We start from the raw sequence: 14,672 nt of genomic DNA, 5'->3' as shown, positions 1-14,672 counted from the left end.
GGAGTCACTCGCTGTTCTCGACGTAGTACCAGTTCTCCGGGCTGATCATCCCGAAGGGGTTGATCGGCTCGAAGCCCCGGAGGTTGTTCGCCACCTCGAACAGCCGCAGCGAGAAGTTCGGGATGAAGATGACGGGGACCTGCTCGGCGATGTAGTCCTGGTATTCGTAGAACGCGCTCAGGTCGTCGGTGGTGACCGACCGGGCGATCAGCTCGTCGGCCTTCGGGTCGGTGTAGTGGCCGAAGTTGCCTCCGGCGTCGGTCTTGAACAGGATCTCCCCGCTCGGGAAGTGGTAGACCCAGCCGCCACCCCAGGTGCTCAGCTCCCACAGGCAGGGGCTGTCGGGCCCGGCGACGCAGGGGGCGTCCTCGGCGACCAGGACCGAGCCGTAGACCGCCTGCAGCCGCATCTCAATGCCGGCCAGGGCGGCACCGTCCCGGAACTGCTCCATCAGCTGGGTGAGCGCCGGGCGCCCCTCGGCGTACCTGAGGGAGAAGCTGAGCCTGGTGCCCGCGGGGATTCCCGCGCCCGCCTGGCCGGGGCCCTCGCCGGGATTGACGCACACCGCGGGGAAGACGCTGGTGTCCCAGCCGTTGTCGGCCAGCAGTTCGCGGGCCCGGCCGGGGTCGAAGGGCAGGACCGGCGCGCCCTGCAGGGCGGGCGAGATCAGGTCACTGGCCGGGTAGCGCGGCACCGGGCCGTCCTGCCGGTAGGCGTACCCGTGGTAGATCTCGCGGGCCGCCCGGTCCTGGTCGAGCGTGTGCTGCATCGCCTGCCGGATGTAGGTCTGGGCGAGCATCTTGCCGGCCACGGTCGGGTTGTTGTAGTTGAGCGGGATGTAGCGGATGCAGAAGGCCGCCTGCGGGACCAGCGTGTGGTGCTCGGCGAGCGGGTTGGGTCCGCCCCTGGTGGGGTCGTCGGTCGGCTCGGTGCTGAAGCTGAGCGGCAGGTAGCCGACCTGGATGTCGTCCGGGCTGGCGAGGAGCCTCTCGTACTCCTCTCCGTCCGACATGAACGGGATCTGGCGGAACTCGTCCAGGTGCGGCTTGTTCGGGCCGGAGTAGTGCTCGTTGGGCACGAAGGTGACGACGCCCTCCATGGTGTAGCTCTTCAGCCGCCACGGGCCGCTGACCACGCTCCACACCGGGCTGTCCGCCCAGCGGACGCGGTCGGAGTTCTCCTCCTCCAGCAGGGCGCCGTTCTCGGCCATCAGGAAGTCGTAGACCGCCTCGACGTCGGCGAGGTCTCCGGAGGCGTTGGCCGGCCCGTCGGCGGTGCGGTCCCAGGCCCTGGGCATCGGGGTGATGGTGCTGAGCTGGTTCATCAGCACCCACCGCTTGGAGTAGACCTTGTCGAAGGTGAAGCTGACCTTGTTCTCGGCGACCTTTCCGTAGGAGACCAGGTTGTCGGGGAAGTAGCCGGGGACGTACTCGCCGTAGCGCTCACCCTTGACGGCCATCATGTTCACCCAGAACAGGACGTTGTCCGCGCAGACGGTCTCGCCGTTGGACCACTTCCACGGCTTGATGGTGATCGTGACCGTCCGCCCGTCCTCGCTCCACTCCGGCGGCTCGCCGATGCTGAGGTCGTAGTCGACCTCCGGCGTGCCGTGGGTGCCGAAGAAGTACAGCGGCCGGTACATCAGGATCTGGAACTCGAGCAGGTTGCGGGTGCCGAAACGCTCGGGCGGGGTGAACGGGAAGATGATGGACGGGGGGAAGCCGGGCGCGCAGGCCCAGGTGACGGTCCCGCCCTTGACGGGGGTCTCACCGCGCGGGCGGGCGGCGTCGACGGTGTTCGCGGTCATGGGCGTTCCTGACGCTCGTCGCTGTTCGACGGTGTTCGCGGTCATGGGCGTTCCTGACGCTCGTCGCTGTTCGACGGTGTTCGCGGTCATCGGTGTTCCTGACGCTCGTCGGTGTTCGGGGGAAGCTCCTCCAGCAGGGAGACGCCGGCGTCGGCGTGCTCGCCGTACCGCTCCCACTCCTCGTGCAGCCGGACCCGCCCGTCGGAGAGCGTCTCCGGGGTGCTGTTGCAGCGGCCCGAGACGATGGCCCCGGTGTCGAGGACCATGCAGGAAGCGCGGGTCCACCAGCCGGAGCCCGGCGACCGGGAGACCGAAGAGCCTCTCGGCCTCCCGGTGCGAGCGGATGTCGGTGCGGAAGCCGGTGCCGGCGAGGAGATACCGGCCGGCGAGCAGGTAGTCGCCCTCCCCCTCGTTGACGTGGACCGCCTGGTGGGTCTCGTAGCCGCGGGCGCGGAACCACTCCAGGTAGGCCGGCCCCTCGGCGGCCCGTTCGGCGTGCCGGAAGCGGACCGAGAGCACCTTCCCGCCGATGACCGTGGCGCCGTTGGCGGCGAAGACCATGTCCGGGCAGCCGGGCAGCGGCTCGATGAACTCCACCTGGTGGCCGAGGTTCTGGAAGGTGTGCAGCAGCCCTTCCCACTGGAGCCGGGCGAGGGAGCCGTCCACCGGCTTGCCGGGGTCCATCCAGGGGTTGATGGAGTAGACGACGTCGAAGTTGGTGGGCGGGCACATCAGGTAGCGGCGGGTCCGCGCGACCCGCTCCACGCGGGTCCCGGGGGCCACGGTCAGCTGGGTCACGGACGGTCTCCGATCGGGGTGAGGTCGACGTGGATCCGGTCGGCGAGGTCGTTCATGACCTGCCTGGCGTCCTCCAGCGAGTCGCCGGTGGTGCCGAGGAAGCCGAGGATGCTGTTCCCCTCGGGCGGGCGGCGGACGACGTCACCGGGCTGGGCGGTGATCTTGAGGAAGAAGACCCGGTCCGACTCGCTCACCTCGGCGGGCACGTCGATCCGCTCGATCCGTCCCGCGTCGCAGAGCAGGCACATGGCGGTGACGTGGACGCCGGTCGGCGCGTAGTGCCGGACATCAGGCCGTACGCCGCGCGCCACGTCCATGACCGCGCGGATCGGGCAGTGTCCGGCGGTGATCCTGGCGATGAGGTCCAGGCCGCCGCCGCCGGGGCGGATCGCGATCTCCAGCAGGTACGGCTCGCCGCGGTGGAAGCGGACCTCTGCGTGCATCACGCTGCGGCGCAGCCCCTGGGCGTGGGCCCCGGCCGTGACGACCCGGTGGACGGCGGCGACCTGCTCCGGGCTGAGCGAGGTCGGCGCGTGGTGGACGTCGTCGTCGAAGGTGCCGCCCTCGGCCGTGATCCGGTCCACGATCGAACCGAGGTAGACCTCGCCGTCCCAGGCGACGGCCTCGATCAGGAACTCCTCTCCGTCGAGGAAGGCCTCGATCATCAGGCCGTGCGGGCCGAGGTCGATCCCGTCGGCCTCCATGGCGAACCAGGACATGCCGGCGATGCCCTCGACGGCCTGCGGGAACGTCCTCCGCAGTTCCTCCTCGTCGTCGATGCGGAACACGAAGTTGCTGGCGGCGCCGAGCGTGGGCTTGAGGATGACCGGATAGCCGAAGTCCTCGGCCGCCCGGTGCGCCTCCTCGACGTCCGTCACCAGGCGGAAGTCCGGGTGCGGAGCGCCGTGCCTGCGGTGTGCCTCGCGCATCAGCAGCTTGTTGCGGCTGGTCCGGGCCGCCTCCGGGCCGACGGTCGGCAGGCCGAGCGCCTCGGCGACGGAGGCGACCGCGGTCACGGCCGACTCGGAGAAGGTGATGACCCCGTCGAAGCGCTCCTGCTCGTGCCAGGCCTTGGCCTCGGTGATGAGGTCGTCGATCCGCTGGGAGCCGGCGACCCGGTAGCGGTCCTCCGGCCAGAAGTCCGGCGTGCCGATCCCGTTGAGGACGTAGAGCTCGGCGCCGAGGTCGGCGACCTGCCGGTAACGGGACTGGTAGTAGGTGGCGTTCTGACGTGCCTCCAGGGCGAGAAGTCTCATCGGGCACTCCCGGGCAGTCGCGGCAGGTGGAAGGCGGTGATCGTCTCGGCGCCGGTCTCCAGGGTGAGTTCCACCCCTCGCTCACCGGCCTCGGCGGCGACGTCGATCAGGATGGGAGCCGCGCAGGCCAGCAGGGTGCGGACCTCCAGCAGCAGGTCGCCCGGCTCGGCGTGCTCGGTCTCCAGCAGCCGGCCGAGCTGCGTGATGATCCCGTCCGCCGCCCTGGTCAGGCTGAACGACGGCAGGTCGTAGCAGAGCCGGAACCGCTCGACGACGACGGCCGCCCGCCTGCGGCCGTCGTCGGTGACCTTCAGCTCCTCTCCCGGGTCGGTTACCAGCTCGTCGATCCGGGTGGCCAGCGCGTTCCACGGGACGCGCAGGCGCTGGTCGACGACCTTCGCGAGCCCCTCCCTGGTGAAGTTGGCGCGCTGGTCCTCGGGGCAGGTGAGGGCGAGGTAGAAGCGGACCAGGTCACGCGGGACCTCGGCGACGAGGTCGGCGCCGCGGATGAGGTGGCCCCGGCTGGTGGAGAACTTCTCGTTCTCCAGCTCGTAGAACTCGTTGCAGATGTTGGCGTCCGGGGTGATGTAGCGGCCGCCGTGGGCGAGCAGCATCACCAGGTCGACCATCCCCCAGAAGTAGACGTTGTCGAATCCGTGGAAGTAGACGAGGTGGTTGCCGCTCCCCGCCCTCCAGAGCCCGTCGACCGGGCCCGCCGGCTCGCCCGCCGCCTTCCAGGTGCTGTAGATGGAGGCGGGCATGGCCTCGATCCACGGGTAGAGGATCTGGCCGGGGGTCTCGGCGAACGGGGCGTCGATCCCCCAGCCCGGCGACGGCACGGTGATCGGGATCTCGGGGAGCGGCCGGGCGAGGATCTCCCGGATGAGCTGCGCGCTGTGCCGCCTCCAGCCCCGCTCGCGGGCCGCGTAGTAGGCCGTGAGCTCCTGCCGGTAGTTCTCCATGGGCAGGACCAGGACGGTCACCTCCCGCGAGGTCACCGGGTCGCCGGGGTCGAGGACCGAGCGGGGGGCCGCCAGGTCGTCGAAGTGGTTGGGGTGTCCGCAGCCCTCGCAGGATCCGCCGCAGCTCTCGGTCAGGCAGGCGGGGCACTCGCCCTTGACCAGACCGTCGAACAGGTACGTTCCCGCCTTCTCGGCGTACGGCATGCGCACGGTCCGGGTCTCGAACCGTCCCTCCCGGTGGAGGGCGGTCACGAAGTCGAGCACCGTCCGGCGGTAGACGTCGTCAACGGGCGGCAGCGGCGCGAGGGAGAGGCCCATGGCCTCCACCGACCGCTGGATCCGCGCGGTCGACTCCCGGCAGAGCTCTCCGGGGGTCGTGCCGTTCTTGCGCGCGGTCGAGATCATGTAGGACTGGCTGTCGTCGGTGCAGGTCGCGTAGGTCACCGGCCGGTCGTCGGCGCGCAGGTAGCGGGCGTAAACGTCGCCGGCGAGGTACGGCCCGGCCATGTGGCCGACGTGCAGGTCCCCGTTGGGTGTCGGGGTCGCGGCGATGACGATCGTCTGCGTCATCTCTCCTCCTGGAGGGTGCCCTCGTGCCGGCTGGTGAAGGCACGGGTCATGTCGGGGTCCCACCAGATGCCGTACATCTCGAAGTCGGCGGTGCCGTCGTTGATGACCTGGTGGTCGGTGCCGGGCGGGAAGTAGGCGACGTCGCCGGCGACGAAGGCGGACCGGTCGCCCTCGCTCTCCAGGACGGCCTCTCCCGACATGGCGATGAAGATCTCGTACTCGTGGTGGGCGTGCCGGGTGGAGGAGGTGCCCGGCTGGATGACGCACCAGGCTCCCTCGAAGGGGGCGTTCAGCGTCTTCCAGGGCAGCAGCCTCTTGGCCAGCAGGCCGTTGTCGGGCCTGAGCTGGGCGGGGTCAAAGGTGTGGAGGTCCACGGGGAGTCTCCTCGGAGAGGTTTCGGCGGGGGTCCGCGGGGTCGGGGTGCTCACCCGATCCGGGAGCGGGGTTCTGCGCGGCCGGGAAGCGAGGGTCAGGAGGCGACGGGCAGGATGAACGGGGAGATCAGCTCGGCGGCGGCCTGGCGGCTCCGGATGTCTCCGACGATCTCCTCGGCCCGGATGGCGAGCACGCTGAGCAGCGAGTCGGCGATGCCGTGCGTGTCCTCGTTGACGCCCTGCAGGTAGCAGGCGGCGCTCGACCCCAGGGGCAGGTCGAGCCGGTAGACGCGGTCGACGCTGATCTCCTCGACGCCGGCCCGGGTGGCCATGTCGCGGATCAGCGCGGGCATCCGGCGGTCGAACCCGGTGCCGAGCAGCAGGATGTCGCAGGGCAGTTCGTCACGGCGCCCGCTCTTGCGGTCGGTGAGGGTGAGGACGATCTCGTCGCCGACGAGCCTGGCGCCGGTGATCTCCGCCATGGTGATCACCTGGAGCCGTTCCTCGCCCGTGAGACGTTCGAGGTAGATCTGCCGGTAGAGGGTCTCCAGCAGTCCTGGGGACAGTCCCGCGTAGTTGCTGCGGTGCATCTCGGAGAGAAGCTGGCGGCGGGCTTCGGGTCGCGCGCCGTAGAACTCGTCGATGAAGGAGGAGTAGAAGAGCTCGTTGGTGAACTTGCTGCTCTCGTAGCTGTTGAGGCCGATGGAGCGCATGACCATCGTGCAGTGGGCCTCGGGCATGCTCTGGTGGGTGGCCCAGAGCATCTCGGCCGCGCTCTGCGCGCCTCCGATCACCACGACCCGGTGCGGGGCGTCGTGGTCGAACCGGCTGATCCCCCGCGTGTACTCGGTGCTGTGGGTGATCCGCTCGCGCGGCAGCGCGCCGAACACCTCGGGGATGTGCGCGTCGCGGCCGGCGCCGACCACCAGGGTGCGGGCGGTGACGGTGGAGCCGTCACCGAGCTCGACAAGCCACTCCTCCACCTCGCCGTCGGGAGACAGGACCGGTTCGATCCGCACGCACCGCCGGCCGTACTCGATCCGCACCCGCGACAGCGACTGCGCCACCCACAGCAGGTATTCCGATATCTCCATCCGGTAGGGGGTGAAACTGCCGAGGTTGACGAATTCGTTGAGCCTTCCGGCCGAATGGAGATAATTGACGAAGGAGAATCTGCTACGCGGGTTCCGCAGGGTCACAAGGTCCTTCAGAAAGGAGACCTGACTCTGCGTCCACGGCAGCAGCATTCCCCGCTGCCACGCCACGTTCTCGTGCTGTTCGAGCAGCAGCGTCCTGTCCGCCAGCTCGGGCGAGAGTTCCTCCAGGGCCACCGCGAGGGCGAGGTTGGACGGCCCTGCTCCAATCGCCAGTACTTCGACTTCCTGATGGTTCACTGTGGTCGCCTCCCGGGCGAATCGCCGGGCGTGCCGCCCGGGGCGGATATACCGCGTTCGGTCACTGCCAGCCGGCGCCGGGCTCGGTGGCGGGCAGGTCGCCCGCCACGACGTGAGCCGTGGACGTGGTCGTGAACACGGACGTGTGGGGCATACCACCGAGCGCGCGGACGATGGGACGATTAATGGCGTTCATCGTTCTCCTCCTTTCACCGAAACCGCATCGGCTTCATTTCCAACCGTGGCCCAGACCGTTTTCCAGAGATTCTCAGCGCTTTCTCCGGCACTTCGGATTCTTACCGGGAATCAGTTCCTCGATAAGCCTCTGCGGCTGTCAGCGGCTTGCAATGGCAGGACGCTGCCAGGCACCCCGGGGAGATGGGGGACCCGGCCGGTGCCGCATCCGTCCAGGGACCAGCCCGCGAGCCGGGGGGTCGCGGCGATGCAGCGCCTGCACAACCGGTCCGCGGCGGACGCGGCCTCGTCCGGCGTGGGCTGGAGGATGAAGAAGCAGAGGTCGATGCCGGCGGGGCTCGCCTCGCTGTAGACGTGTTCGATCCCGTCAGCGGGAGCCGCCAGAGCCAGGACGAGGTCGTGAAGTTCACGGGCCCGCATCAACGGCGCGGGCGGCGGGCGGCAGTCATCGGCCCCTGGGGCCCGCAGGCGGGCGGTGATGAGATGCATGAATCGACGGTGGCCACCCGGCGCCGGATTCACCAGGGATCGCCGCTGGCAGACACCTGCATTGCAGGAGGCTGCCAGGGCAGCACGCCGCCCCGCCCCGGCCATCCGGAGGGCGGAAGGCTCAGCCGATACTCCGAGGACATTTCCGCCCGATGGTTAAAATCCGGTTATTCCGTACTCGCATAACCTTGTAATGACTCAACCCCTCTACCTTCATGGTGCGACCACCGAGAGATCGGCTCACCTCGGCCGGTCGCGTCACGCTCACGCTTGACGCCAGGAGGGGTCGTGCTCTCACTGCTTGGCCTCGGGGCCACCGAGGAAACCGTCTACCGCACCATTCTGGAGAACCCCTCACACGGGGTGTCCGAACTGAGCGAGAAGCTGGACTGGCCGATTCACCGGGTCCGCGACGCGCTCGACGAACTGGCGAGGCTGTCGCTGCTCCGGCCCTCCTGGGAGGAGCCCGGCGTACTCCGCCTGGTGCGCCCCGAGGTCGGGCTGTCCGCGCTGCTCGCCCGGGAGGAGGCGGCGCTGCTGAACCGGCAGCAGGAGGTCGAGCGGAGCCGGACGGTCGTCGCCCAGATGATCGAGACCTACGCGGACCTGAACCCCGCCCGGCCCAGCGAGGGCACCGAGACCCTGCTCGGCATCGACGCCGTCCGTACCCGGATCGAGGAGCTGGCCCTGCGCTGCCAGCACGAGCTACGGGGGCTCGAACCCCAGGGCTCCCAGACGCCGGCGAACATCGAGGCGAGTAAGCCGCTCGACCGGGCACTGCTTGAAAACGGCGTGCGGGTCCGCGTCGTCTACCTCGACAGCATCCGGAACGACCCGCCCACCATGGATTACGCGGCCTGGCTCACCGGGCTCGGCGGCCAGGTGCGCACGACCCCAACCATCCCGACCCGGATGATCATCTTTGACCGGGAGGCCGCGCTGGTCCCGATCGACCCGGACGACAGCAGCGTCGGCGCTGTCCTGCTCCGCGGCGCGGGCGTCGTCACCGCGCTGGCGGCGCTGTTCGAGCAGGTCTGGGAGGGGGCCGGCGCGTTCGGCACGGAGCCTCGGCGCGACGAGCAGGGGCTGAGCGGCCAGGAACGCGAGGTGCTGCGCCTGCTGTCGATGGGCCACACCGACGAGACCGTCGCCCGCAAGCTCGACGTCTCCGTGCGCACCCTGCGCCGCATCACCGCCGAGCTGATGGAGCGTCTCGACGCCCGCAGCCGGTTCCAGGCCGGCTGCCTCGCCGCCACCCGGGGCTGGATCCCCGCCCAGCCCTGAACCATCCGGAACCAGAGCGTCCGTTCACTCCTCCCGAAGTTCCTCCGGCCGCAGTGCCCCGCGCAGGATCGGCCGGGCGGCCCGCGCCACCAGCATCGCGGCCAGCACTCCGATCCCCGCCATGAGTGCCGCCCGGGCGGCGGCGACGGCGAGCGCCTCCGGCACCTCGCCGTAGATGTCCGCCAGCATCGAGACGACCACTCCCACCCCGGCGACGGCGGCCACGATGCACACCGGCAGCGCCGCGATGAGCGCCTGCCGGGTGAGGACCCGGCCCAGCGCGGGACCGGGTGTACCCGAGGCTGCCAGGGCCGCGAACGAGCGCCGGTGGTCCAGCAGGTCCTCCGCCTGGTGCACCACGAGGGCGGCGGCCGAGGTGACCAGCGCGACCAGCAGGGCGAGGTCCACGAGCAGATAGGTCACGGCGTGGGAGGGATCGAGGCCGGTCCGCAGAAGGATGGGCCCCTGCTGGGCGCCGACGGCGGACCCGAAGAAAACGGTCAGCCCCACCACCGACAGCGCGCGGGCCCACCCCCGGGGATCGGCCTCGATCATCCGGGCGGCCAGCAGGGTCTCCGCCACCTCGGTGCGGTCGCCGACCCGCCAGGCGGCCGCCCTGATCAGCCAGGCGGCACCGAGGACCAGGCCGAACAGCAGAAGCACCATGCCGGCTGTCATGGACAGCGCCGCGGCATACGGCCCGCCGGGGAACTTGCCCTTACCGATGGCTCCGGCGGTGAGCATCCCGGCACCCACCGCGACCAGCACCAGGTCGAGCGCCCTGGGACCGGCCGGTCGGGTCCGCCGGACCACACCCAGCGGGGAGGTCACCACGTGCCGCCCCGCCATCAGCCCGGACAGTGTCCCGCCGATCATCACCGCGGCGAGGATCGCCAGTGCCTGCGCCGGCGGGACCAGGGGCACCGCGCCCTCCAGCGACCACGACAGCGTCAGGTTGACCGCCAGGTACAGCGCGATGCCGGACAGTCCTCCCAGCAGTGTCTGCCGCCCGCTCTCGTAGGCCCCGAGCAGGCGCACCTCGCGTGGCGTGGCCCCTGCCAGCCGGAGTGCGGCCAGCCGCCGCTCCCTCGTCGCGGTGGCCAGACGGCTCACCTGGTGGGCGAAGGCCATCGCGGGCACGACCAGCAGGGCCAGTGCCAGCGCGGTGAGCAGCCGCGCGTCCCGGCCGGAGAAGAAGCCCAGATACTCGATCGGCGTCTCGACGAGGAAGCCCCCGGGGTCACGCGAGACGCCGAGCCCGAACGCCAGCAGGTTCACCGCCACGCACAGCAGGAATGTCGCGAGCGCCGCCCCCGCGGCCATGAGACGCCCCCGCACTCGCTCACGCCGCGACCCGCCCTTGGCGAGCATCCGCATCACGGTGATCACACTGCCACCCCGGCCAGCGTGCCGTCGCGCAGCACGATCTCCCGGTCGGCGTAGGCGGCCACCCGGTTGTCGTGGGTGACGATCACCAGCGTGGTGCCGGCCGCGCGCGCCGTGCCGACGAGCTCGCCCATCACCCGCTCCCCGGCCAGCGAGTCGAGCGCACCGGTCGGCTCGTCGGCGAAGACCACGCGCGGGCCGGTGACCAGCGCGCGGGCCACGGCGACCCGCTGCAGCTGGCCACCGGACAGCTCGCCGGGCCGCCGGCCGGCACAGTCGATCACGTCCAGTCTCTCCAGCCAGGATTGGGCGGCCAGCAGCGACTCCCGGCGCCCGTGCCGGTTGAACAGCAGCGGCAGCGCCACGTTCTCCTCCGCGGTCAGCTCCGGGACCAGCCGGCCGAACTGGAAGACGACGCCGAAGTTCTCCCTGCGCAGTTTCGTCCGGTCGGCGCCGTCGAGGGTGTCGACGCGCCGCCCGTCGAAGCGGACCTCCCCCGACTCCGGGCGGATGATCCCGGCCAGGCAGTGCAGCAGGGTGGATTTGCCCGAGCCGCTCGCTCCGGTGATCGCGACGATCTCCCCGTCGCCGATCTCCGCGGATGCGCCGTCCAGCGCGACGGTCCGGCCGAAGGTCTTGCGCAGCGCGCGTGCCTCAAGCATCGATTTCCTCCTTGAGATCCATGAGTCGTTCCATGGCCGTCTCGATCCAGCGCAGGTCGGCGTCGAGATGCTGGAGCGCGTAGTCGGCGGCCAGCACCTCCGCGGGTGACCCCGACGCTCTCTCCGCGGTGAGCTCGCGCATCCGCGCCAGATGGGCGGCGCGCTGCCTGAGCAGGTAGCCGTCGGCGGCGCCACCGGCCATGGTCGCCACCACCACGCGCGAGATGAGCGTGCTGGATACGTGCGGCGCGGGTGCCTCCACCTGCTCCAGCCATCGGGCCAGCTCGGCCAGCCCTTCCTCGGTGATCGCGTACACCGTGCGCTCGGGACCGCTCTCCTGCACGGTCTCCGCCACCTCGGCGAACCCGTCCCGCTGCAGACGCTGCAATGTCGCGTAGATCTGTCCATAGGCGAGTGGCCTGGCACCCGGCAGGCGTTGGTCGTGCTCGCGTTTGAGCTCGTATCCGTGCTTGGGCCGCTCCACGAGCAGCCCAAGCACAACGTGTCCGGTCGACATGGCCGGGACTATACACTCGATACATACATTGAGTGAATAGTTGGATTCAGGTGAAATCCATGATCCGGTCCCCCGAGAGAGCCTCGCCGGACACGTCGACATTCCTGGCTAATTCGGATAAATAACCATAAACACTCCCATATCACCGGCATCCTGAAACTCAGGACTACCGCGGACAAAGCATGATGGATAGCCTCCTTCGACACTTGTGTGCCAGAAGGAGACATATCAGTGCGAGTACTTCCCGCCCTCATGCTGGCGGTCCTCACCGCTGGATCGATCGGCATGGCCGGAGTCACCCCCGCCGTGGCGGAACCCGACCCCGTGCCTTCCGCCGCGGCGGTCGAGGACGAGCTCCTCAGCAAGCTCACAGCCATCCCCGGACTGACCGTGGTCTCGGAGACCCGGCCGACCGGCTTCCGGTTCTTCGTCCTGCGCCTCACCCAGCCGGTCGACCATCGCGATCCGGGTAAGGGCACGTACGAGCAGCGATTCACCCTGCTGCACCGGTCCGCCGATGCCCCGGTCGTGCTCTCCACCGGCGGGTACGGCCTGCCGGTCAACCCCAGCGCCTCCCAGACCGAGCCGACCCGGCTGCTGAGCGGCAACCAGGTCTCGGTCGAGCACCGGTTCTTCCGGAACTCCCGGCCGAACCCGGCGGACTGGAGCAAGCTCGACATCTGGCAGGAAGCCAGCGACGAGCACCGGATCGTCGAGGCGCTCAAGACGGTCTACTCGGGGAAGTGGATCCAGACCGGCGCGAGCAAGGGCGGCATGACCTCGGTCTACCACCGGCGGTTCTACCCCGGTGATCTGGACGGCGTGGTGGCCTACGTCGCGCCGAACGACCGGGTCAACCCGTCCGACCACACCTACGACGACTTCTTCGCGAACGTGGCCGACCAGGCCTGCCGTACCAAGCTTGACGACGTGCAGAAGGAGGCGCTCAAGCGGCGCGATCGGCTGGTGCCGAGGCTGGAGGAGTACGCCGCGCGGAACGGGTTCACCTTCGACCGATCACTGGGTACCGCCGACCGGTCGTTCGAGATGACGGTGCTCGACACGGTGTGGGCGTTCTGGCAGTACTCCAGGGTGTCCGACTGCGCGAAGGTGCCGGCCGCCACCGCCTCCGACGACGAGATCTACAAGTGGATCGACAACATCGCGGGCTTCTCGTTCTACACCGACCAGGGCATCGAGTACTACGTGCCGTACTACTACCAGGCGGCGAACCAGCTCGGCTGGCCCTCGCTGAAGTTCAAGCACCTCAAGGACGTGGCCCGCTACCCCAACCTGTACCAGGCCTCGTCGGTGCTCCCCCCTGAACTGCGCCCCGAGCACAACCCGAAGTGGATGCTCGACGTGGACCACTGGGTGCGTAAGGAGGCGAGCCAGATGATGTTCATCTACGGTGAGAACGACCCGTGGAGCGCGGAGCAGTTCACGCCCAGCCGGAACGACTCCTACCTGTACGTCGCCCCCGGCGCCAACCACGGCGCGAACATCTCCCAGCTGAACCCTGCCGAGCGTGACGCGGCGACGGCGACGCTCAAGCGCTGGGCCGGGGTGTCCGACCGCGCCACCGTCAGCGGCTTCGCCCTGGCGTCCATCCCCGACGACGACATGCTCCCCACGCGCGGGGAGCGCTGATCTCCCCTCCCGGTACGGCCGGCCCGCGGCCGTACCGGGAGGTCACAGGGGGGCCGGACGCGTCTAGGCCGCCCAGGTCTCCAGCGCGAGCAGATCGCGCATCGACACCATGCCCACCATGCGTCCGTCCTCGTCCACGGGCATGTGCCGGATGCCTGCATCCAGCATCCGGCGGGCGACTTCACGCGTGTCCTCTTCCAAGCCTGCGGTCTTCAGCTCGGTCGAAGCGCATGCCCCGGCGCTCACCGTGGCCGGATCGTCCGAGCCGGCCAGCGCCATCACAAGGTCACGCTCCGTGATCACTCCGGTGATCCGCTCGCCTTCGAGCACGGCCAGAGCGCCGATGTTCCTCTCCACCATCTGCCGTGCCACCCCGGGCAGCCGTTCGTCCGCCTGGCATCCAAAGATCATCGGACGGTAGACGTTACTGACACGCATCTTTCCTCCCCGTTTCGACTCGCATATCCAGCCCAGCACACCGCCACCACGCCGTGTCGATACAACGGAACTGTGCGCGGCCTGACTGGCAGGGTGAACATCTCCTACCCGGTGAGCACGGTCCGAACTGGACATGGGACCCGCGAGACCAGGGCTTAGGTCCCTAGCGGGCAAGCGTTTACGGATGCATGTTGAAAAGGACAAGAGGTTTCGTATCGGACTACCGCCGGCCATGCAGCGCGTGACGGCCCGCCAGGCCAGAGCGCCTACGCCCGCACCCAAAGGTGATCAGGTCGCCGGGAGGCCGAGGCGTCAAGAGTTCACACCTTATGGAGCCACTCGTGAATCAGAACCGGAACGGCGTGGTGAGGATCTCCTGGCACGGCGGTGAGCGCTTTGACCTACTGATCCGCCACCACGTGATCCGTATCGACCAGACCAGCGATTTCGGCGGAACCGACACCGGTCCCACCCCCGTGGAGCTGTTCGTGGGGAGTCTCGCCGCCGGCGCCGCCCACTGCGCCGAACGCTATCTCCACCGCTGCCAGCTGCCCGCCGGTGTCTCCGTAACCGCCGACTACCGCCTGGGCATCAGCCCGGCACACGTCAGCCATGTCGAACTGACCGTAGATGCTCCCGGCGTCCCCGAAGGACTGCGGGACTCCTTCACCAACGTCGTCAAGCACAGCGTCGTGCACAACTCACTGCGAGTGCCGCCGGAGATCACCTTCCAGTTCCCGGTCCCCGTCGCGGAACCCGAATCCGCCCCCAAACAGGCCCCCGGAGCAGCCAAGGGATGGCACTGGCGGGGTTCCGAGCGCCCGGATATCCACAGAGCCCGGGCATAGTCCCGAGAACCGGCAGCGGGAGTGCGGCGGGATCCGGCCCCC

General features: G+C 69.4%; 14 protein-coding genes. 3 read left to right on the top strand and 11 right to left on the bottom strand.

The window, feature by feature from the left end; translation table 11 throughout:
• Positions 1-4: 4 nt before the first annotated feature.
• The 7 genes from ACIN94_RS19105 to ACIN94_RS19075 form a co-directional block, all read right to left on the bottom strand.
• Positions 5-2,605 (bottom strand): ABC transporter substrate-binding protein, encoded by a 2,601-nt coding sequence (locus ACIN94_RS19105; protein ID WP_400707634.1) that lies wholly within the window; start codon positions 2,603-2,605, stop codon positions 5-7.
• Positions 2,602-3,861, bottom strand: coding sequence for an ATP-grasp domain-containing protein (locus ACIN94_RS19100; RefSeq protein WP_400707631.1), 1,260 nt, complete (start codon positions 3,859-3,861; stop codon positions 2,602-2,604). Before ACIN94_RS19100 ends, ACIN94_RS19105 begins: the two co-directional genes overlap by 4 nt.
• Positions 3,858-5,393, bottom strand: a complete 1,536-nt coding sequence (locus ACIN94_RS19095) for a class I tRNA ligase family protein (protein ID WP_400707628.1) — start codon at positions 5,391-5,393, stop codon at positions 3,858-3,860. Before ACIN94_RS19095 ends, ACIN94_RS19100 begins: the two co-directional genes overlap by 4 nt.
• Positions 5,390-5,767, bottom strand: a complete 378-nt coding sequence (locus ACIN94_RS19090; RefSeq protein ID WP_400707625.1) for a cupin domain-containing protein — start codon at positions 5,765-5,767, stop codon at positions 5,390-5,392. Before ACIN94_RS19090 ends, ACIN94_RS19095 begins: the two co-directional genes overlap by 4 nt.
• Positions 5,768-5,862: 95 nt before the next feature.
• On the bottom strand, positions 5,863-7,161 hold the full coding sequence (locus ACIN94_RS19085; RefSeq protein ID WP_400707622.1) for a lysine N(6)-hydroxylase/L-ornithine N(5)-oxygenase family protein: 1,299 nt from the start codon (positions 7,159-7,161) through the stop codon (positions 5,863-5,865).
• A gap of 61 nt (positions 7,162-7,222) precedes the next feature.
• Positions 7,223-7,357: a hypothetical protein gene (locus tag ACIN94_RS19080; RefSeq protein ID WP_400707619.1), complete on the bottom strand. Its 135-nt coding sequence runs from the start codon at positions 7,355-7,357 to the stop codon at positions 7,223-7,225.
• 110 nt (positions 7,358-7,467) lie between these two features.
• Positions 7,468-7,845, bottom strand: coding sequence for a hypothetical protein (locus ACIN94_RS19075; protein WP_400707616.1), 378 nt, complete (start codon positions 7,843-7,845; stop codon positions 7,468-7,470).
• 288 nt (positions 7,846-8,133) lie between these two features.
• Between ACIN94_RS19075 and ACIN94_RS19070 the strand changes: the two genes are divergently transcribed.
• The gene (locus ACIN94_RS19070) at positions 8,134-9,129 is read left to right on the top strand and encodes a LuxR C-terminal-related transcriptional regulator (RefSeq protein ID WP_400707613.1); all 996 of its coding nucleotides are present in this window, start codon (positions 8,134-8,136) and stop codon (positions 9,127-9,129) included.
• 24 nt (positions 9,130-9,153) lie between these two features.
• Here ACIN94_RS19070 and ACIN94_RS19065 read toward each other — a convergent pair whose 3' ends face one another.
• Genes ACIN94_RS19065 through ACIN94_RS19055 form a run of 3 tightly spaced genes read right to left on the bottom strand, consistent with a single transcriptional unit; the run spans position 9,154 to position 11,694 of the window.
• Positions 9,154-10,518: an FtsX-like permease family protein gene (locus ACIN94_RS19065; protein ID WP_400707610.1), complete on the bottom strand. Its 1,365-nt coding sequence runs from the start codon at positions 10,516-10,518 to the stop codon at positions 9,154-9,156.
• Positions 10,515-11,177 (bottom strand): ABC transporter ATP-binding protein, encoded by a 663-nt coding sequence (locus tag ACIN94_RS19060; RefSeq protein WP_400707607.1) that lies wholly within the window; start codon positions 11,175-11,177, stop codon positions 10,515-10,517. Before ACIN94_RS19060 ends, ACIN94_RS19065 begins: the two co-directional genes overlap by 4 nt.
• On the bottom strand, positions 11,170-11,694 hold the full coding sequence (locus tag ACIN94_RS19055) for a PadR family transcriptional regulator (protein WP_400707604.1): 525 nt from the start codon (positions 11,692-11,694) through the stop codon (positions 11,170-11,172). Before ACIN94_RS19055 ends, ACIN94_RS19060 begins: the two co-directional genes overlap by 8 nt.
• Before the next feature lie 231 nt (positions 11,695-11,925).
• Here ACIN94_RS19055 and ACIN94_RS19050 point away from each other — a divergent pair, with 231 nt between their 5' ends.
• On the top strand, positions 11,926-13,344 hold the full coding sequence (locus tag ACIN94_RS19050; protein ID WP_400707601.1) for a S28 family serine protease: 1,419 nt from the start codon (positions 11,926-11,928) through the stop codon (positions 13,342-13,344).
• Positions 13,345-13,407: 63 nt separating this feature from the next.
• On the opposite strand, the gene ACIN94_RS19045 is transcribed toward ACIN94_RS19050, so the two are convergent.
• Positions 13,408-13,782 carry a cyclic nucleotide-binding/CBS domain-containing protein gene (locus ACIN94_RS19045; RefSeq protein WP_400707598.1) on the bottom strand — a complete coding sequence of 125 codons (375 nt, stop codon included), beginning with the start codon at positions 13,780-13,782 and terminating at the stop codon, positions 13,408-13,410.
• A 341-nt stretch (positions 13,783-14,123) separates the two neighbouring features.
• Here ACIN94_RS19045 and ACIN94_RS19040 point away from each other — a divergent pair, with 341 nt between their 5' ends.
• A complete protein-coding gene (locus tag ACIN94_RS19040) occupies positions 14,124-14,630 on the top strand; it encodes an OsmC family protein (RefSeq protein ID WP_400707595.1) in 507 nt (168 codons plus the stop codon).
• The last annotated feature ends 42 nt before the right edge of the window (positions 14,631-14,672 follow it).

Origin of the sequence: Streptosporangium sp. NPDC087985, assembly GCF_044741965.1 — a bacterium.
Classification (GTDB): domain Bacteria; phylum Actinomycetota; class Actinomycetes; order Streptosporangiales; family Streptosporangiaceae; genus Streptosporangium.
Note: the sequence above shows the minus strand (reverse complement) of the source record. Positions and strands in the feature narration are given on the sequence as shown.